We start from the raw sequence: 18,269 nt of genomic DNA on the forward strand, positions 1-18,269 counted from the left end.
TAGAATCTTCTAAGTCTATACAGGATAATTTTGAGCAAACAATATAAAGACCTTGCTAATTGCATCAGATTTCTATCAATAGATGCAGTACAAAAAGCAAATTCGGGACATCCGGGAATGCCGATGGGTATGGCGGATGTTGCTACAGTTTTATTTAAAGACTTTTTGAAATTTAATCCAAAAAATCCAAACTGGATCAATAGAGATAGGTTTATTTTATCAGCTGGTCATGGTTCAATGCTACTATATTCTTTGCTGCATTTAACTGGATACAAAAGCATTTCACTAAATGATTTAAAAAAATTTCGTCAATTAAATTCTATTTGTGCTGGTCATCCTGAATATCATTCAGGCACAGGTATAGAAACTACTACAGGACCACTTGGTCAAGGAATTGCAAATGCTGTGGGTTTTGCAATAGCTGAAGAAATTTTAAAAAAAAAATTTGGTAATAAAATCATAAATCATAAAACATATGTTATCGCCGGTGACGGATGTTTAATGGAGGGAATTAGCCATGAGGCTATGAGCTTAGCGGGTCATCTTAAACTAAAAAATTTAATAATGTTATTTGATAATAACTCAATCTCAATTGATGGACCAACTAGTTTGGCTGTTTCAGACAATTATAAAAAAAGATTTGAAAGTTATGGATGGAATTACGTTGAAATTGATGGTCACAATCATAATCAAATAAAAAAATCAATACAAAAAGCACAAAAATCAAAAAATCCAACAGTAATATCTTGTAAAACTAAAATTGGTTATGGATCTCCAAATAAATCTGGCAAAGCTTCTTCTCATGGTAGTCCTTTGGGTTTAGATGAAATTTCATTAGTTAGAAAAAAACTTAATTGGAATTTTAAACCATTTGAGATTCCAAAAAAACTATCAAACGAATGGAAAAAAATTGGTCTTAAAGGTTTGTTAGCTGAAAAAAAATGGAGCAAACAATTTAATATTAAAAAAAATAATTTTATTAAATTTAATAAACCTAATTTTGATAGAGGAATTAAAATTGAAAAAAAAAATGCTATTGACGACATTAAAAGTCTAGCCACAAGAAAAGCTTCAGAACTTGTATTAAATTCAATAACAAATGATTGTAAAAATTTAATTGGAGGCTCTGCAGATCTCGCTGGCTCAAATAATACAAAAACAAAATTTCATGAAATTTTGCAACCAGGAAAATTTGGTGGAAATTATATCCACTATGGTGTTCGCGAACACGCTATGTGCGCTATTATGAATGGATTATCATTGCACAGTAATTTTATTCCTTACGGAGGTACGTTTTTAATCTTCTCTGATTATTGTAAGCCATCGATAAGGTTGTCAGCATTAATGCAACAACAAGTAATTTATGTCATGACACATGACTCCATCGGCTTAGGTGAAGATGGTCCTACTCATCAACCAATCGAGCAATTAGATGGTCTGAGATCAATACCTAATTTGAATGTTTTTAGACCAGCAGACAGATATGAAACAATTGAATGCTGGGAACTTGCTTTAAAAAGCAAAAAAACTCCTTCTGTTCTATCTTTGACAAGACAAAATTTGGATCCAATTAGGTTAAAATTATCAAATCAAAATAAATGTGCTTATGGCGCTTACGAGGTTTTAAGAACAAATTCTAAAGTTCAATTAACGATTTTTGCAAGTGGTTCAGAAGTGAACCTGGCAATAGAAACTGCAAAAGAACTAAAAAAAAATAGGATTTTTTCAAAGGTTATTTCAGTACCATCGCAAGAGTTATTTAATAATCAAAATAGCTCATACAAAAATAAAATTTTAAAAGAAACTAAATTAAAAGTTTCGATAGAAGCAGGGGCTACAAACTCTTGGCATAAATACGTTGGTGAAAATGGATTGATTTTTGGAATTGATGAATTTGGTAAGAGTGCACCTTACAAAGAAATATTTGATTATTTTGGATTAACTTCTAAAAAAATATCGAAAAAAATAATAAATAAAAAATAGGAAATCAAAATGACAATTAGAGTTGGTATTAATGGAATGGGTAGAATTGGCAGGATGGTACTGAGATCAATTTACGAGAATAATTTCAAAGTCATTGAAATCAAACACATAAATAATAGATCAAACTCTGAGACTTGTTCAAATTTGATTAAATATGATTCTGTTCATGGTAAATTTAATGCAGATATAAAATTTGATGATAAGCATTTAATTATAAATGACAAAAAAATTACTTTTAGTCAGCACTCTAATTTAGAAGAAATTAAATGGGCTGATTTAGGAGTGGATATTGTGTTTGAATGTACAGGAAAATTTAATTCTAAAGAAAAATTAGAGGCTCATATTAAAAATGGTGCAAAAAAAGTTGTGGTTTCTGCACCATGTAAAAACGCTGACAAATCTATCGTTTATGGGGTTAATGAAAATATCTTAACCGCTGAAGATAAAATTATTTCTGCAGCATCATGTACGACCAACTGTTTGGCTCCTGTGGCTCATGTAATCAATCAAAACTTTGAAATTGAAAAAGGCTTTATGACGACCATTCATGCCTTTACGAGTGACCAAAGAATTTTAGATAATTCTCATAAAGATCCAAGAAGGGCAAGATCTGCAAGTCAATCAATTGTGCCAACTTCAACAGGTGCATCCAAAGCAATAGGTGAAATTATTCCATCACTTAAAGGAAAACTGGAAGGTGTGGCAATGAGAGTTCCAACACCAAATGTTTCATTGGTTGAACTAGTTTTTTCAACTAAAAAAGAACTATCAATTGAAGCTATTAATGCTGCTTTCGAAAAGGCATCGAAAAGTGAATTAAAAGGTGTATTAGAGATAACAAAAGAAAAATTAGTATCAATTGATTTCAATCACAACCAAGCTTCTTCAATTGTTGACAGTTCACTCACAAATGTAGTTGGAAAAAATATGGGAAAAATTTCATCCTGGTATGATAATGAATGGGGATTTTCAAATAGGATGTGTGATATCGCTGTTTTTTTGCAAAAAAATTTTAGTTAAGTTAAATGAAAAAAATTGAAGACCTCAAAGATTTAGATCAAAAAAAAGTATTGGTTAGATTTGATTTAAATGTTCCTCTAAAGGATGGAAGAATAACCGATCCCACAAGGATAATTAAAATTATACCAACGTTGAAATTTTTGATTAAATGTAATGCTAAGATAATAATAATCTCTCATGTAGGTAGACCTAAAGGTAAGATTAACAAAGATTTATCAATGCAACCAATTTGTGAATATTTATCTACAAAACTTGGAAAAAAAGTTGAATTACTAAAAAAAAATATCTTTGATATTGATAGTGATACAATCTTCAAAAATAATGATGATGACAAACTTTTTGTTTTTGAAAATATAAGATTTTACGAACAGGAAGAAAAAAATGACTCAGAGTTTGCAAGAGTATTATCAACATTTGGAGATATATATGTTAATGATGCATTTTCATGTTCTCATAGGGCTCATACATCTGTAGATAAAATTACTAAATTTTTACCTTCATATTGTGGGATTCAAATGAATACAGAATTGACAGCATTAAAAAAGGTTACTTCAAATATAGAACGACCAATAACATGTATTATAGGTGGTTCAAAAATTTCTACAAAAATTAATGTAATTAAAAACTTAATTACTAAATTTGAGAATATAGTAATCGTGGGAGGGATGGCAAATAACCTTTTAGAATATCAAGGGTTTAAAATTGGAAAATCTATAAAAGAGGAAGGTGTTAAAGATACTATTGATAAGATTTATTCGCTTGCTAAAGAAAATAACTGTAAAATTTTACTACCAACTGATGTATCTGTTGGAAAAAACTTAAATGATAAAAATAAGATAAAACATTTATCTGAAATAGAAAATGATGAATTAATCTTAGATATTGGGCCTGAAACTATTAGTTCAATCTGTTCATTACTTAAAAAAAGCAAAACAGTCTTGTGGAATGGTCCGCTTGGATATTTTGAAAATCCCAACTTTGCTATTGGCAGTATAGAAATTGCAAAAAAAATAGTTGCTCTCGATGAAAAAATTTATTCTGTTGCTGGTGGTGGTGACACCATAGCTGTACTTAATGAGGCAAACGCTTTTGATAATTTAAATTTTGTTTCAACTGCTGGCGGTGCTTTTTTAGAATATCTTGAAGGAAAAGAATTGCCTGGTATAAGGGCTTTAAATTAAATGTCTGATTTAAACAAAATAGCTTTAAAAATTCTTGAAAGTGGCAAAGGTATACTTGCGGCTGATGAAAGTACTGGAACTATGACCAAGAGGTTAGAAAGTGTTAAAATAGATTCAACATCAGATAATAGAATTAAATTTAGAGAAACTTTATTTTCATCAAATGGAATGAAGGAATGTATAGGTGGTGTGATCTTATATGATGAAACCATAAGACAAAAGTCTAGTGATGGTAAAGAAATACCAAAACTTTTATCAGAACTTGGGTCTATGCCCGGGATAAAAGTTGATACGGGTGCAAAAGAAATGGCCAATAGTTCAAGCGAAAAAATTACTGAAGGTTTGGATGGTTTAAGAGAGAGATTGAAAGAATATTTTAATCTTGGTGCGAAATTTACTAAATGGAGGGGTGTTTATAATATTTCAAAAGATCATCCTAGCAAACTTTCAATTCATTCTAATGCGCATGCTTTAGCTAGATATGCTGCACTTGTGCAAGAATGTAATATGGTTCCAATAGTTGAGCCAGAGTTATTAATGGATGGAAATCATTCAGCTGAGGATTGTTTTAAAAAAACTTCTGAAGTTATTAAAAAATGCTTTGATGAATTAATTTTACACAAAGTGGATTTAACTGGAATTATATTAAAACCAAATATGATTTTAGCTGGAAGTGAGTCTAGTGAACAAATATCAAATGAGGAAACAGCAAAGCTTACAATAAAATGTTTGAAAGAGTCTGTTCCAAGCGATGTACCAGGAATAGCCTTTTTATCTGGTGGGCAAACTGAAATTCAAGCAACAGAAAACCTAAATCTCATAAACAAATTCAATGAAACAAATTTTATAATGTCATATTCTTACGGAAGAGCTCTTCAACAAAGTGCCTTAAAACATTGGGCAAAAGATATAAGTGATATTGCTGGAACTCAAAAAGTTTTTGATCATAGAGCTAAAATGTGCACACTAGCTGCTCAGGGAAAATGGTCAAAAGAACTTGAAAACGTCTAATTTAAAAAAAAAATTTATATATTTAATTTCTCCTAATAAGATCTATCCCAACTTTTATTCTGATCTTGATAAAGTTTTATCGTTAAAAAAAACAGAATTTTTTCAACTAAGACTCAAAAAAACTTCAGAAAAAAAAATTGAATTAATTGCAAAAAAAATTAAAAAAATTTGTAGGAAATATAAAGTTAAGTTTCTAATTAATGATGATCCATACCTAGCAAAAAAACTTAATGCAGATGGATGTCACCTAGGTCAAAAAGATACAGACATACTAACCGCACGAAAAATTTTAAGAAAAAAAATTATTGGTGTCACATGTCATAATTCAATTTCTCTTGCAAAAAAAGCCTTGGATCAAAAAGCAAATTATCTTGCATTTGGAGCATTCTATTCTTCCAAGACTAAAAAAGTTAAATATAAAGCAAATGTTTCTGTGTTAAAAAAGATAAAAAAAATAACTAGTAAGCCAATTGTAGCAATTGGCGGCATAAATAACAAAAATTACAAAAATCTTTTATTGAACAACGCTAACTTTTTGGCTATCTCAGGCTACATTTTTAATAATAAAAAACTCAAACCAATAAAAGCAATGGAAATGTTAGTATGAAAATAAACGCAAGTGAAATTAGAGTTGGCATGTTGTTAGAATATAAAGATGATCTTTGGCAAGTTTTAAAAACTCAACATGTTAAACCTGGAAAAGGTGGTGCTTTTGCACAAGTAGAAATGAAGAGTTTAAATAAAAATACAAAACTTAATGAAAGATTCAGATCAAATGAAACGGTTGAAAAAGCTGCTTTAGATGAAAGTGATTTCAATTATTCATACGAAGACGATCAAAATTACTTTTTTATTAATCCAAAATCTTTTGAGCAAATTGATGTTAAAAAAGATTTAATTGGAGAGAAAGGTAAATTGCTTACAGAAAACCTAGAAGTTAAAATTAGTTTTTATAACGAAAATCCAATTTCAGTTGAATTACCCAATCAAGTACAATGCAAAATAGATACGACCGATGCGGCATTGAAAGGTCAAACTGTTTCCTCCTCATACAAGCCAGCAAAATTAGATAATGGTTTGAGTATACAAGTGCCACCATTTATAGAAGTTGGTGATGAAGTTATTATTGATACAAGAAATTTAGAATACGTTAAAAAAATTTAATTTAATGCAGTCTATTTCTCCTCATTTAAACATAATGATTAAAACAAGTGAAAAAGCATCAAAAGCTTTAATTAGAGATTTTGGTGAAATAGAAAAACTGCAAGTTTCAAGTAAAGGACCGTCTGATTTTGTTACAAACGCAGATATAAAAACTGAAAAAATTATTATTGAAGAACTTAAAAAAGCAAAACCTCATTACTCAATATTAAGTGAAGAAAAAGGTTTAGAATTAAATAAAGATAAAAACAAAACTTGGATAATTGATCCTATCGATGGAACGATTAATTTTTTACACGGTGTCCCCCACTTTGCAATCTCAATAGCTCTTAAAATTGAAAAAGAAATAGTTGCAGGTCTCATATTTGATCCAATTAAAAATGAAATTTTTTATGCAGAAAAAAATAATGGCGCTTACTTCAATAATCAAAGAGTAAGGGTCTCTAGAAAAAATGATATTAAAGAGTGTTTATTTGGAACAGGTGGAAAATTTGAGAAAAATTATAATTTTTTATATCGAAAATCAGGGAGTGCTGCCTTAGATTTGGCCTATGTAGCAGCTGGCAGATATGACGGGTATTTTCAAAAAAATTTAAAAGTTTGGGATATTGCGGCCGGAGCTTTAATAGTTACAGAAGCTGGGGGTTTGTTAAATGATATAGATTATGAAAATATTAAAATACCATCTATAATTGCAACTAATTCAGATATTAATACTAAATTAAAAGAAAATTTGGGTAATTTTTAATTGTTTTAAAGAATTCTTTTGTTATAAGTCCGCTATGAAAAAAAACATACATCCTGACTACCACACAATCAAAGTTCAAATGACAGATGGTTCTCATTTTGAAACTAAATCAACTTGGGGTAAAGAAGGTGAGACCTTAAAGTTAGAAATAGACCCTAAATCTCATTCCGCTTGGACAGGGGGAAAACAGAAAATTATGGACAAAGGTAGAATAAGTAAATTCAATCAAAAATTTCAAAACTTTAAAACAACAAAGAACTAATTCATGAGTGAAGCTCCATTAATGCCAATGGCAACAGCTGTTTGGTTAGTAGATAATACAACTTTAACTTTCAAGCAAATTGCAGATTTTTGTAAATTACACGAAGTTGAAGTTCAAGGTATAGCTGATGGAGAAGTAGGCAAAGGAATTAAAGGATATAATCCAATCATGTCTGGCCAACTTTCTAGAGAGGAAATAGATCTTTCTTCAAAAGATAGTGAAAGACCATTGAGTATGAAAATTAATGATGTCGAGATAAGTTCTGAGGAAAAAAAAATAAAAAAATATATCCCATTATCAAAAAGACAAGACAAACCAGATTCAGCTTTATGGTTAATTAAGCATCATATGATCCTTAAAGACTCACAAATAGCAAAATTAGTAGGGGTTACAAAAACATCTGTAACTGCAATAAGAAATAAAAGTTATTGGAACTACAATAACTTAAATCCAAAAGATCCTGTTGCTTTAAATCTTTTCTCACAAAAAGAATTATTAGATGCAATTGAAAAGGCTGAAAGAAGAATTAAAAGAGAGAAAAAAATCAAAGAAAAACAAAAAACTAATAATGTTTAATAAAACTTATAGACATAATTTTTTAAAAGTGCTAGTAAACGCGCTTTCTGGAGGTAGTTATTAAAATAGAAGTAAAAGATAATAATGTAGAACAAGCTTTAAGAGTATTAAAGAGAAAGCTTCAAAGAGATGGTTTCTTTAAAATTATAAAGCTAAAAAATACATATGAAAAACCTTCAGAGAAGAAAAAAAGAATTCTTCAAGAAAATATTAAAAGAGTTAAAAAATTAAATAAACTCAAAAACAGAATTTAATACACCGCGGGGTGGAGCAGTCTGGTAGCTCGTCAGGCTCATAACCTGAAGGTCGGCGGTTCAAATCCGTCCCCCGCAACCAATTAAATTTTGAATTTAGATTTTTTGCTATCAACTAAGAAAGCTTTCACAGTCTCTACGGTTAATTGTTTTAAAGACTTTCCAAACTTTTCTATTTTTTCAATTATTGTTGGTGGAACCGTTATTATATGGCAGCCTACTTGCTTTGCTTGAAGAAAATTGTACGGCTCTCTTACACTAGCCCATAATATTTCTACATTTTTGAACTTTTTTGCTAATTTGATGCTTTTAATAAATTCAGGAATTGGGTCTTTACCTGCATCTCCTGCTCTTCCTGCAAAGATTGAGATTATTACTTTTGTTTTTTTATTAATATTTTTTAAAATCATTTTAGTTTGATTTGAACTGTAAACAGCTGTTATGTTAAGTTTAATATTCTGATTATTTAATTCTTTAATCACTTTGCCCATAAATTTATTTTTTGAATTTACAACTGGTACTTTTACATAAACATTTTTGCCCCAAGTGTTAATTTTTTTTCCTTGATCAATCATAGTTTTTTGATCATCAGCAAATACTTCAAAAGAAATAGGTTTTTTTTTACATATATTTAAAATTTGTTTCGCGTATGATGCATAATCTTTTGCACCAGCTTTCCTCATCAAAGTTGGATTTGTTGTAAAACCTCTAACAATATTTTTTTTATTAAATTTTGCTATTGATGATATGTCTGCAATATCACAGAAAATTTTGGAGTTCATTAAAGCTATAGATTTTTAGTAATATCTTCTGTCATTTTTTTTGCATCAGCAAACAACATTAAAGTATTTTCTTTGTAAAAGAGATCATTATCAATTCCAGCATAACCTGGTGATAAACTTCTTTTCACGAATAATACTGATTTACACTTTTCTACATCTAATACTGGCATACCATATATCGGACTTTGAGGATCTGTTTTTGCAACAGGATTTGTTACATCATTTGCCCCAATTACAAATGCAACATCGGCATTCGCAAAATCATTATTTATTTCCTCTAATTCAAAAACTTCATCATAAGGAACATTTGCTTCTGCCAATAATACGTTCATGTGCCCAGGCATTCTACCCGCTACTGGATGAATTGCATAAGAAACTTTAATATCGTTTTTCTTTAATGTGTCCACCATTTCTCTTAATGCGTGTTGTGCTTGAGCTACCGCCATTCCATATCCTGGAACAATAATTACTGAAGAAGCATTTTTCATTAAAAAAGCGGCATCATCCGCATTTCCACTTTTAACAGGTCTTTGTTCTCTAGTTTTATCTACAGTTGACTGATCTGTTGCTCCAAAACCTCCAAGAATAACATTAAAAAATGATCTATTCATTCCTTTACACATTATGTAAGAGAGAATAGCTCCAGATGATCCAACAAGTGCACCAGTTATAATTAGAGCTGTATTTTCTAAAGTAAAACCAATTCCAGCTGCTGCCCAACCTGAATAAGAATTTAACATTGAAATCACCACAGGCATATCTGCCCCTCCAATGGGAATAATAATTAAAAATCCAATTAAAAAGGAAACAGCAATTAAAATCCAAAATAAATTAGCAGACTGAGTTGAACAAAGGTAAAATGTTAATATTACAATCGAAACTAACATTAATGCATTTAATACATGTTGACCTTTGAAAGTTATTGGTGCTCCTGACATTATTCCTTGAAGCTTTAAAAATGCAATAACTGAACCCGAAAAAGTAATTGCTCCTACAGCAGCACCGATTGCCATCTCAATTAAACTTGCAAGTTTTATATTTCCAGGTATGCCAAGACCAAAGGCTTCAGGATTTATAAAAGCTGAAATTGCAACAAATACCGCAGCTAATCCAACTAAGCTATGAAAGCCAGCAACTAGTTCTGGCATCGCTGTCATTGGAATGCGATACGCAATAAACGCTCCAATACTTCCACCAATTGCTAAAAAAATTAGAACATAAATAAATCCAGATGAAAAATTCCCAATAGATAAAAAGGTAACCGTGACAGCTATTACCATTCCAATAATTCCAAAGAAATTTCCTTGTCTTGAAGTCTCTGGTGAAGACAATCCCCTTAAGGCAAGAATAAATAATACACCTGAGATAAGATAAAGAATTGCCGAGAGATTTGCTGACATTAATTAACCTGTTAATCCTTTTTCTTTTTTTTATACATCGCAAGCATCCTTTGAGTAACTAAAAACCCTCCAAAGATGTTAACTGCAGCCAAAACAATTGCTAAAAAACCAAAAATACTTGATAATGAAAAAATAACCCCATCACTACCTGATAAAGCTGCAATAATAGCACCTACAATAATTACAGATGAAATTGCATTTGTAACTGACATCAAAGGAGTGTGTAAAGAAGGGGTTACACTCCAAACAACATAATATCCAACAAATATTGAAAGAATAAATATGCTTAACCTAAATATAAAAGGGTCTATTTCCATAATCTATTTTACTAAAGTCTTTTGAATTATTTCATCTTCTAAATTAATATTCAATTTCTTATTTTCTTTATCATATAAATTTGAGATAAAATTAAATACATTTTTGGCGTATAAATTTGATGCAGATATGGGTAATTTATTCAAGATATTTACCTCTCCTAGAATTTTAACGCCATTTTTTTCTACAATTTTATTTACCTCCGTAAAGACTGTATTTCCACCTTGGGAAGCTGCTAGATCATAAATCACAGACCCTGATTGAAGATTTTTAAACATTTCTTCTTTTATAATTTTAGGAGCTTCTCTACCAGGAATTAAAGCTGTACAAATAATAATATCAATTTTTTTTAAGGTTTCTGTCAATAAATCTTCTTGTTTTTTCTTAAATTCATCAGATGCCTCTTTTGCATATCCTCCTTCAGTTTCTAAATTTTCAGATCCTTCTACTGTTAAAAATTTACCTCCTAAGCTTTCCACTTGTTCTTTTGATGCCATTCGCACATCTGTAGCAAATACAACAGCTCCCATTCTTTTTGCTGTTGCAATTGCCTGTAGTCCAGCAACACCTGCACCAACTACTAGAACCTTAGCAGCAGGAACTGTACCAGCAGCTGTCATCATCATTGGTATTGCTCTCTCATAAATTTGAAAAGCTTCTATTACAGCCTTGTATCCAGCTAAATTGGCTTGTGATGATAAAATATCCATTGATTGTGCTCTAGTAATTCTCGGTAACAACTCTAATGAAAAACAACTTACTTTTTTAGACTTTAAACTCTCTAATTTATCTTTATTTAAAAAAGTATTCAATGAACCAATCAGAGTTTGATCACCTTTCAATAAAGATAATTTTTCTTCATTGGGTAATCCTAATTGAATAAAAATGTCGGATTTTTTAATTATTTCTTCATCATTATCTAACAGATTAACCCCAAAATTTTTGAAATCTTCATCACTAAAACCCAAATGAGTTCCATAATTATTTGGTAACGTTAAATTAAAACCTAGACTAATATATTTTTTTGCTATTTCTGGTGTGATTGCAATACGCTTCTCAGTGTTTAAATTTTCAGAAATTGAGGATAAATTCATAAAATCATTCGAACATTATAAAAGAAATATCGCCATTAAAACTAAGACAGTAATTACAGCGACAGTTCCCCATAAAACAAATTTGGTAAAATTATTCCATGTCTGTTTATGGTTTTCATTATCCATAAATGTAATTATTTTTGTCTTGCTTTAAATTTAGGATTCATTTTGTTTATTACGTAAACCCTACCTCTTCTTCTAACTAACTTGGAGTTTAAGTCTCTTTTTTTTATAGATTTTAAGGAACTTTTAATTTTCATAAGTTTAGCTTTAATGCCGGCAACGTCCTACTCTTCCATGTCTTAAGACAAAGTACCATCGGCGCTAAAGGGCTTGACTTCCGAGTTCGAAATGGGATCGGGTATGACACCTCCGCAATAATTACCGGCAAAGGTCTTATACTTAAATATTTGATATTGTAAATAAGGAAAATTTAATTTTTTTTATTATGAATAATGTTATTTATATAGTCTTTAAGTTGTATAGATCCAAACAATTTATAAACTTTATTGGATAAATTCATATTTGTTAAAGCTGAAGAGTATCTTTCCCCTGGTCTAGCTGGTAAATATTTCACCCTGCTATTACTAAACATTTTTGCAACTTCGATTATTGAGTACGACTTTTTATTTGAAATACTATAATGTCTACATCTATTTTTTTTCCAAGCAAGGTAACATGTCTCTACTGTATCTTGTATATGTGTAAACCTTCTTGATTGTGTTCCCGGCTTTACGATTGTTAAAGGAATTTTTCTTTTATATTGATTTTCAAAAATTCCAATCACAGTTGCCATACTGCCTTTGCTTATTTGTTTTGGACCATACACATTATAAAAGTAAATTATCTCGTATCTAAAATTGAACCATTTTTTCAAGTTCTCTAACATTTCAAGATTTTTTGCTTTTGTAAATGCATAAGGAGACAAATTTTTATCTGAACCTTTGTTGCCTATACTTGCAGATGTAGCTGAATAAATTAATTTAATTTTATTGATTAAACAAAATTTAAATACTTCGTGAGATCCAATGGAATTAGAATTTATACAGTCATTCATTTTTAAAAAGCTTTGATAAATTCTTGAAAATTCACCAAAATGAAAAAGTGCATTTATTTTTTTTTTATATGCTGAAAGATGTTTAGATATTTCTTTTGTATCAGAATTTATATATTTAATTCTCACATTTTTTATATGGTTTTTTTTTGTTCCTGAAGAATAGTTGTCTAAACTTATAATTTTAAAATCTGTTTTTTTTAAAAAAAATGAAATTAAATTTGCTCCAACGAAGCCTGCTCCACCTGTAACAACAATTATATTTTTTTTCATAAAAATAAATTAAGATATAGTATTAGGTTACAACTAAATTATAAAAGTTTCATCCAAAAAATATTTAAATCAAAATTAATAACCATTTTTTTGTTTTGAAAGAAAAAAATATAAACCAATAACCATCCAAAAAAAAGTTGCATTCCAAGTTGTAAATAAACTACCAGATGGCAAAATAGGTAATAAACTTAAAATTATAAATGTCTTTAACCCATAAGAATTTATTCTTAAACTTTTACTCTTATTAATTTTATTTTCAAAAAAGAAAAATATTATGAATAGAAAATATAAGATAAATCCTATAATTCCAGTTTCAGATGATAGCTCTAAAAAAGTATTATGTGGATGTGATGAACAATATTGAAATTGGTGATCAGGGATAGGATCAATTAGTTTTTTACACTCAATTCTATAATTTTTAAGTCCCACACCAAATAATAAATTTTCATTCCAAAGTTGAAACGATGAGTTGGCAAGTCTTCCGTATGAAGAATCATTATACTCGCTTACAATATTAATAGTATCTGTAACTCGTAATTTTAAGAATTTAGAATTACTTATAAAAATTGAAATGATGATAAATAAAGTGATAAGTATTGTAAAAGCCTTTTTTAAACTAATTAAATTTATCAATAAAATAAATATTAAAAAAATAAAAAAAATTGAACTAGTTCTTTCTCCTGTTATAAAAATACTCTCAAGTAAAAATAAAGTGAGTAAAATAAAATATAACTTGTAAAAATTTTTAAATTTTTGAAAAAGACCAGACATATAAAATAAAACGATAAAACTTAGTTTCGATAAAAAAGCACCAGCTATCAATTCATCTTTAAAAGGTCCTGATAATCTACCAATATGATATTTAGTATCTTCATCTAGTTCAAAAATTCTTTTTTGATGCTCATATTGTTCTGCTGGAAATCCAAAGATATCTATACCTGTATAAAATTGGATGTTGTTATCAATCCCTACAAATAGTAAACAAAGTAAGATTATTTTTACTAAAATAGGGTAACTCCTATTATCTAAATTTTGATAAATAAAAAGTGCTAGAGTTAAAAATCTGATTTGTGAAAAACTATTTTTTAATGAATTATCTAAACCGGAGAAAAAAAAACTAATTAAAATTATATAAATCCAAAATAAAAAAAATGAGACAATCCAATACTTTTTCAATATTTCAAAATTTTTCTCACTAATTAAATCATAGAGAAAAATAAAAAAAATTAATATTAAAAGGAAATTAACTACAGCCGAACCTATAATCAAAGCCAATGGTAGTAGAAATATTAATGAATTTCTAAATGTTAAAATGTTTCTAAAATTATTGTAAATATCAACAATTGATGTATTCATCTTAGACTATATTAATTTTAATAATGTATACCGAATTTCTATACTCTATTTTATTTTTTATTACAAATTTCACACTATGTTTCATTATTTTTAAATTAATTATTACAAACAAAATAAAATTTCTAAGTTTTATTATAGTTAAGAGAAGTAGTGATCATAAAATGCATTCATATAAGATTTATCAAAATGCTGGTTTTGTTGTAATAGGTTTGTTTTTAATACTTTCTCTTATAATGTATTATTCTTTTTATGAAAAAATAAATTTTAACGAGAGAATTTCAAGACCTTTGATTTTTTTTGTCTCGTTATCAACCTTATATCTAGTTTCAATTTATGATTTTAAAAAAAATTTACATCCTATTTTTAGGTTATTTATTCAAATTATTTTAGTTTATTTATCACTATCACTAATTGAATTCCCTATTATCCCTTTAAAATACATTCCACTAAAAATTCAATATTTATTAGTTGTAATTTTTTGGGTTTACGTGATTAATATTGTAAATTTTGTAGATGGTTTAGATGGTTTAGTTGCCGTATCCTCGATTGGTTTTTTTTTAAATATAATAATTTTTAATTTATTATTCGGGATTACTTCAATAAATATTTATATATCAGGTATTTTATTGCCACTCATTTTAGCTTTTTTGATATTTAATAAACCGAAAGCTAAAATATTTTTAAACGATGTTGGGTCAATACCTTTAGGTTATATAATTGGTTTTTGTCTTTTAAATACAATTCAAAATGGTTATTGGTTTTTTTTTATATCTATATTTTTATACTTTATTATGGATGTTACATACACTCTTTTAAGAAAAATTAAGAATGGGCATTATCCGTGGGCAAGACTTTTTGATTATTTATTTTTGCAACCTGTACTCCAGGGGAAAAAATCACACTGGTATGTGCTAAAATTTATTTTTTCATATTATTTTTTTATGATGATAATTATATTCATAATAAATTTATACGAACTAGATAGTATTTATTTATTTATTTATTCTCTTATTGCTTCTCTAATAATTTTGAAAAAATTCAATCAATTTAATTTAAAAATAAATTAATATATTTTCTTAATGTAGGCTTTATGCTTGTTGGGCTTAAATGGTAAAATATTTTAAGAAAAAAAGTTAATGTTAAAATCACAAAGAACACTTTTCTAAATTTAATTAATAACTTATAAATTTCATATTCTGATTTTAAGATTTGATAGCTAGATCTTCTTTTAAAAAAAGAATTATTTAATTTTGATTTTACTAATGGAAGTGGAATATTTCTTATAATAATATTTTTTTTTATTGCTCTAATCCATAAATGGTAATCTTCCATCCTCTCACAATTTTCATAAACTAAACTTTTGAATAAAATTTTTTTGTTAAAAACAACTGTAGGATGATTAATTGGATTTTTGAAATTAGATAAGAATTTTATTTGACCATAAGTCAAAGGAACTTTTTTTACAGACAGTTTATTGTGTTCAACATCATGTTCATGAACATAAGACCCAACCAAACCGACTTTTCTATTTTTCAAAAGAAATTTAATTTGATACTTAAATCTATTGAAATATGATACGTCATCAGAATCACAAATAGCTACCAAATTATTCTTAGTTAATTTGATCGCTCTATTGTAAGAATAAGGTATACCCATATTCTTTTTGTTAGATATAATTTTATAACAATCTTTAAAATGAAGATTTAAAAATTTTTTCAGTTGATAGATTTGAGATATTGTACAATATCCATCTAAAACTATAACAACATCATTTGGTTTGAATGATTGATTGCCAATACTTCTTAAAGACTCAATTAGGTCACTAACTTTAATTTTACTATATATTGACATTATTAATGAAAAGTTAAGGTTCATAATCTAAAATTTTGAATTACTATCTAAGTTAAAATTTTATAAAGTTATACTAATCGATCATAATTCAGTAAATTTTTTAATTATAAGGATTTTTTTTAAACTAACTAACATGTTATAATATGTTTTATATCATGATAAATAATGTAAAAAAATAATCTATTAATAGTATAATTAAAAAATATATATCATTCAAAATTGATAAAGCTAAGTAACAATATAACTAATTTCTTAATCACATTTTTTTTAATATTAGTTCATTCATTATTTATTATTATTAATAAGTATTATCGTTTAGCTAATGAAAATTATTTATTCTTAATTATACCAATATTAATATTTTTATTATGCGCTGCATGTTATCTATTACTTTTATTAAGCGTACCTATTAACCTAAAAATTATAAAAAAATTTTTTTTGGATGAATACAAAATACTTTTCACAATATGCGTTTTAATATTACTTTACTCTTTAAGTTACTCTATAATGCCACAAGAGAATACAAATAACAGTGCAACCTTAAAAAATTTTTTAAATCACGAAGGTCTTGAAAATTATTTTTATAAAAATTATATAATTTTTTTTTTATTAGTATTTGTTGTAAATATATTTCTTGTTAAACAACTGAGAATTCAGGAGAAGCAAATTTTTTTTATTCTTTTAAGTTTTTCTATTTTTTTTCTCACTATTTCAATTTTACAAAACATAATTCATTTTTCTAAAATTTATAATGTTTCAAAATATATTACTGATATGGATAACTGTACATATTTTCAATTTTTACCATTTGCAGTAAATGGAAAAAGAAACTATGAAATTTTACCCTTTTTAATCGGATATATTTTAACACTAGGAATTTATAAAAATAAATTCATTTTAATAAATACTACTTTTTTTTTAGCTTGTTTTTTAACCTACTCAAAAAATTTATGGATTGCGATTATATTTATAAATATTATATCATTCTTTTTATACGACAAAATTAATATTTTAAAATTTTTTATTTTTAAAATAATAATACTAATATTTGCAATAATTTCTTTGAATTTTGTTTTTGAAACAACTGATAAAAAATGTAATCCAAACATTAAAAATTATACAATTATAAAAATTTTTTCTTTAATTGGCATTAGTCAAAATGAAACCATTAATTCTATAAAAAAAGATTCATTAAAAAAAATGGACTCATTTAGGATTAAGGTGTCTACAGATAATGAAGAAGAATTTTTAAATAAAGTCAATTATCTTCTCGATTCTACTGCTCCTAGGTTGGAAATATACAAAGAAAGTATAAAAAAAATATCTAAGAAAATACTACTAGGATATGGGTCAAATAATTTCAAATTATCATCTAATAATTCATCTAACTCTGAAAGCGAACCTCTTAAAATTCTTTTAGATTTAGGCGTCATCGGTTTACTTGTTTGGATTTATTTATATTTTCAGCTGCTAAAAAGTTGTAAAACTAAATGGTCATTGTTACTAATTTTATCTATTATGTCTTTAAGCACGTTTAATATTTATAGTTGGTTTTTGCCAACTTATTTCATTGTTACCAGTATTATTTTTTTTGAAAAAAATGAGCGCCACAAGTCAATTTTGTAATAAATTCTCAAAAGTATAAATAAGAATAAGAATATTATTATAGCAAGCAAATAAGTATAAACTCCAAGTGCAATTATAGAATTAATAAACCCAAATTGATCCAATGTAAAAAAAGACCCAACTAGTACAACGGAAAATTCTCTTGCTCCAAATCCAGAATAAGTGACTGGAATTGAATTAAATACCAATACAGTCAATACTAGAATTGTTGTAACTATTAAATCGGATTTTATCTCGTAAACAAAATAAATTATAATTAGTAACTGAAAAATATAAATTATATGAATTAAAAAACTTATTGTTAACAATAAAAATCTATTTG

Annotated in this window: 21 protein-coding genes, 1 tRNA gene and 1 rRNA gene; 13 read left to right on the forward strand and 10 right to left on the reverse strand. The window is 27.5% G+C overall.

Annotation, left to right across the window (positions count from 1 at the left end):
- Window positions 1–30 precede the first annotated feature (30 nt).
- The 11 genes from tkt (at window position 31) to ACTT9P_RS06855 (ending at window position 8,278) form a co-directional block, all read left to right on the forward strand.
- Window positions 31–1,983 (forward strand): transketolase, encoded by a 1,953-nt coding sequence (gene tkt / locus ACTT9P_RS06805; protein WP_440909937.1) that lies wholly within the window; start codon window positions 31–33, stop codon window positions 1,981–1,983.
- 9 nt (window positions 1,984–1,992) lie between these two features.
- On the forward strand, window positions 1,993–3,003 hold the full coding sequence (gap, locus tag ACTT9P_RS06810; protein ID WP_440909938.1) for a type I glyceraldehyde-3-phosphate dehydrogenase: 1,011 nt from the start codon (window positions 1,993–1,995) through the stop codon (window positions 3,001–3,003).
- A gap of 5 nt (window positions 3,004–3,008) precedes the next feature.
- Complete coding sequence (locus tag ACTT9P_RS06815) at window positions 3,009–4,184, forward strand: phosphoglycerate kinase (RefSeq protein ID WP_440909939.1); 1,176 nt, start codon at window positions 3,009–3,011, stop codon at window positions 4,182–4,184.
- Window positions 4,185–5,195, forward strand: coding sequence for a class I fructose-bisphosphate aldolase (locus ACTT9P_RS06820; RefSeq protein ID WP_440909940.1), 1,011 nt, complete (start codon window positions 4,185–4,187; stop codon window positions 5,193–5,195).
- Window positions 5,182–5,802: a thiamine phosphate synthase gene (gene thiE / locus ACTT9P_RS06825; RefSeq protein WP_440909941.1), complete on the forward strand. Its 621-nt coding sequence runs from the start codon at window positions 5,182–5,184 to the stop codon at window positions 5,800–5,802. The genes ACTT9P_RS06820 and thiE overlap by 14 nt, the downstream gene beginning before the upstream one ends.
- The gene (gene efp / locus ACTT9P_RS06830) at window positions 5,799–6,359 is read left to right on the forward strand and encodes an elongation factor P (protein WP_440909942.1); all 561 of its coding nucleotides are present in this window, start codon (window positions 5,799–5,801) and stop codon (window positions 6,357–6,359) included. The genes thiE and efp overlap by 4 nt, the downstream gene beginning before the upstream one ends.
- Window positions 6,360–6,363: 4 nt before the next feature.
- Window positions 6,364–7,104, forward strand: coding sequence for an inositol monophosphatase family protein (locus ACTT9P_RS06835; protein WP_440909943.1), 741 nt, complete (start codon window positions 6,364–6,366; stop codon window positions 7,102–7,104).
- A gap of 34 nt (window positions 7,105–7,138) precedes the next feature.
- A complete protein-coding gene (gene rpmE, locus ACTT9P_RS06840) occupies window positions 7,139–7,366 on the forward strand; it encodes a 50S ribosomal protein L31 (RefSeq protein WP_440909944.1) in 228 nt (75 codons plus the stop codon).
- Window positions 7,367–7,369: 3 nt separating this feature from the next.
- Complete coding sequence (locus ACTT9P_RS06845; protein WP_440909945.1) at window positions 7,370–7,942, forward strand: cell cycle transcriptional regulator TrcR; 573 nt, start codon at window positions 7,370–7,372, stop codon at window positions 7,940–7,942.
- 59 nt (window positions 7,943–8,001) lie between these two features.
- Window positions 8,002–8,196, forward strand: coding sequence for a 30S ribosomal protein S21 (rpsU, locus tag ACTT9P_RS06850; RefSeq protein ID WP_075521090.1), 195 nt, complete (start codon window positions 8,002–8,004; stop codon window positions 8,194–8,196).
- A 5-nt stretch (window positions 8,197–8,201) separates the two neighbouring features.
- Window positions 8,202–8,278 (forward strand) — tRNA-Met (locus ACTT9P_RS06855).
- A 1-nt stretch (window position 8,279) separates the two neighbouring features.
- Here the strand turns inward: ACTT9P_RS06855 and ACTT9P_RS06860 are convergent.
- From ACTT9P_RS06860 to ACTT9P_RS06900, 9 genes are all read right to left on the reverse strand, one after another.
- Window positions 8,280–8,978: a transaldolase family protein gene (locus tag ACTT9P_RS06860; RefSeq protein WP_440909946.1), complete on the reverse strand. Its 699-nt coding sequence runs from the start codon at window positions 8,976–8,978 to the stop codon at window positions 8,280–8,282.
- Window positions 8,979–8,983: 5 nt separating this feature from the next.
- The gene (locus ACTT9P_RS06865; protein WP_440909947.1) at window positions 8,984–10,378 is read right to left on the reverse strand and encodes an NAD(P)(+) transhydrogenase (Re/Si-specific) subunit beta; all 1,395 of its coding nucleotides are present in this window, start codon (window positions 10,376–10,378) and stop codon (window positions 8,984–8,986) included.
- Between the two features lie 11 nt (window positions 10,379–10,389).
- On the reverse strand, window positions 10,390–10,695 hold the full coding sequence (locus ACTT9P_RS06870) for a proton-translocating transhydrogenase family protein (RefSeq protein WP_440909948.1): 306 nt from the start codon (window positions 10,693–10,695) through the stop codon (window positions 10,390–10,392).
- A 3-nt stretch (window positions 10,696–10,698) separates the two neighbouring features.
- Window positions 10,699–11,787, reverse strand: coding sequence for an NAD(P) transhydrogenase subunit alpha (locus ACTT9P_RS06875; protein WP_440909949.1), 1,089 nt, complete (start codon window positions 11,785–11,787; stop codon window positions 10,699–10,701).
- Window positions 11,788–11,802: 15 nt separating this feature from the next.
- Window positions 11,803–11,913 (reverse strand): aa3-type cytochrome c oxidase subunit IV, encoded by a 111-nt coding sequence (locus ACTT9P_RS06880; protein WP_440909950.1) that lies wholly within the window; start codon window positions 11,911–11,913, stop codon window positions 11,803–11,805.
- 8 nt (window positions 11,914–11,921) lie between these two features.
- On the reverse strand, window positions 11,922–12,047 hold the full coding sequence (ykgO, locus tag ACTT9P_RS06885) for a type B 50S ribosomal protein L36 (protein ID WP_440909951.1): 126 nt from the start codon (window positions 12,045–12,047) through the stop codon (window positions 11,922–11,924).
- A 14-nt stretch (window positions 12,048–12,061) separates the two neighbouring features.
- A 5S ribosomal RNA gene (gene rrf / locus ACTT9P_RS06890) occupies window positions 12,062–12,176 on the reverse strand.
- A 44-nt stretch (window positions 12,177–12,220) separates the two neighbouring features.
- The gene (locus ACTT9P_RS06895; protein WP_440909952.1) at window positions 12,221–13,114 is read right to left on the reverse strand and encodes an NAD-dependent epimerase/dehydratase family protein; all 894 of its coding nucleotides are present in this window, start codon (window positions 13,112–13,114) and stop codon (window positions 12,221–12,223) included.
- A 75-nt stretch (window positions 13,115–13,189) separates the two neighbouring features.
- A complete protein-coding gene (locus tag ACTT9P_RS06900) occupies window positions 13,190–14,470 on the reverse strand; it encodes an O-antigen ligase family protein (protein WP_440909953.1) in 1,281 nt (426 codons plus the stop codon).
- Between the two features lie 161 nt (window positions 14,471–14,631).
- Here ACTT9P_RS06900 and ACTT9P_RS06905 point away from each other — a divergent pair, with 161 nt between their 5' ends.
- A complete protein-coding gene (locus ACTT9P_RS06905) occupies window positions 14,632–15,537 on the forward strand; it encodes a hypothetical protein (RefSeq protein WP_440909954.1) in 906 nt (301 codons plus the stop codon).
- Here ACTT9P_RS06905 and ACTT9P_RS06910 read toward each other — a convergent pair.
- The gene (locus tag ACTT9P_RS06910; protein ID WP_440909955.1) at window positions 15,518–16,345 is read right to left on the reverse strand and encodes a glycosyltransferase; all 828 of its coding nucleotides are present in this window, start codon (window positions 16,343–16,345) and stop codon (window positions 15,518–15,520) included. The genes ACTT9P_RS06905 and ACTT9P_RS06910 overlap by 20 nt on opposite strands.
- Before the next feature lie 483 nt (window positions 16,346–16,828).
- On the opposite strand from ACTT9P_RS06910, the gene ACTT9P_RS06915 reads away from it, so the two are divergent.
- Complete coding sequence (locus tag ACTT9P_RS06915) at window positions 16,829–17,947, forward strand: O-antigen ligase family protein (protein ID WP_440909956.1); 1,119 nt, start codon at window positions 16,829–16,831, stop codon at window positions 17,945–17,947.
- Window positions 17,948–18,269 lie beyond the last annotated feature (322 nt).

Origin of the sequence: Candidatus Pelagibacter sp. (genome assembly GCF_052048095.1) — a bacterium.
Taxonomy (GTDB): domain Bacteria; phylum Pseudomonadota; class Alphaproteobacteria; order Pelagibacterales; family Pelagibacteraceae; genus Pelagibacter.

Bases quoted from the DNA above. Each gene is read 5' to 3' on its own strand.
- ACTT9P_RS06910 (WP_440909955.1), bottom strand. From the start codon at position 16,345: ATGAACCTTAACTTTTCATTAATAATGTCAATATATAGTAAAATTAAA.
- ACTT9P_RS06900 (WP_440909953.1), bottom strand. From the start codon at position 14,470: ATGAATACATCAATTGTTGATATTTACAATAATTTTAGAAACATTTTA.
- ACTT9P_RS06865 (WP_440909947.1), bottom strand. From the start codon at position 10,378: ATGTCAGCAAATCTCTCGGCAATTCTTTATCTTATCTCAGGTGTATTA.
- ACTT9P_RS06875 (WP_440909949.1), bottom strand. From the start codon at position 11,787: ATGAATTTATCCTCAATTTCTGAAAATTTAAACACTGAGAAGCGTATT.
- ACTT9P_RS06870 (WP_440909948.1), bottom strand. From the start codon at position 10,695: ATGGAAATAGACCCTTTTATATTTAGGTTAAGCATATTTATTCTTTCA.
- ACTT9P_RS06820 (WP_440909940.1), top strand. From the start codon at position 4,185: ATGTCTGATTTAAACAAAATAGCTTTAAAAATTCTTGAAAGTGGCAAA.
- ykgO (WP_440909951.1), bottom strand. From the start codon at position 12,047: ATGAAAATTAAAAGTTCCTTAAAATCTATAAAAAAAAGAGACTTAAAC.
- ACTT9P_RS06895 (WP_440909952.1), bottom strand. From the start codon at position 13,114: ATGAAAAAAAATATAATTGTTGTTACAGGTGGAGCAGGCTTCGTTGGA.
- ACTT9P_RS06815 (WP_440909939.1), top strand. From the start codon at position 3,009: ATGAAAAAAATTGAAGACCTCAAAGATTTAGATCAAAAAAAAGTATTG.
- ACTT9P_RS06860 (WP_440909946.1), bottom strand. From the start codon at position 8,978: ATGAACTCCAAAATTTTCTGTGATATTGCAGACATATCATCAATAGCA.
- gap (WP_440909938.1), top strand. From the start codon at position 1,993: ATGACAATTAGAGTTGGTATTAATGGAATGGGTAGAATTGGCAGGATG.
- ACTT9P_RS06835 (WP_440909943.1), top strand. From the start codon at position 6,364: ATGCAGTCTATTTCTCCTCATTTAAACATAATGATTAAAACAAGTGAA.
- ACTT9P_RS06905 (WP_440909954.1), top strand. From the start codon at position 14,632: ATGCATTCATATAAGATTTATCAAAATGCTGGTTTTGTTGTAATAGGT.
- rpmE (WP_440909944.1), top strand. From the start codon at position 7,139: ATGAAAAAAAACATACATCCTGACTACCACACAATCAAAGTTCAAATG.
- ACTT9P_RS06845 (WP_440909945.1), top strand. From the start codon at position 7,370: ATGAGTGAAGCTCCATTAATGCCAATGGCAACAGCTGTTTGGTTAGTA.
- ACTT9P_RS06880 (WP_440909950.1), bottom strand. From the start codon at position 11,913: ATGGATAATGAAAACCATAAACAGACATGGAATAATTTTACCAAATTT.
- ACTT9P_RS06915 (WP_440909956.1), top strand. From the start codon at position 16,829: ATGCCACAAGAGAATACAAATAACAGTGCAACCTTAAAAAATTTTTTA.
- efp (WP_440909942.1), top strand. From the start codon at position 5,799: ATGAAAATAAACGCAAGTGAAATTAGAGTTGGCATGTTGTTAGAATAT.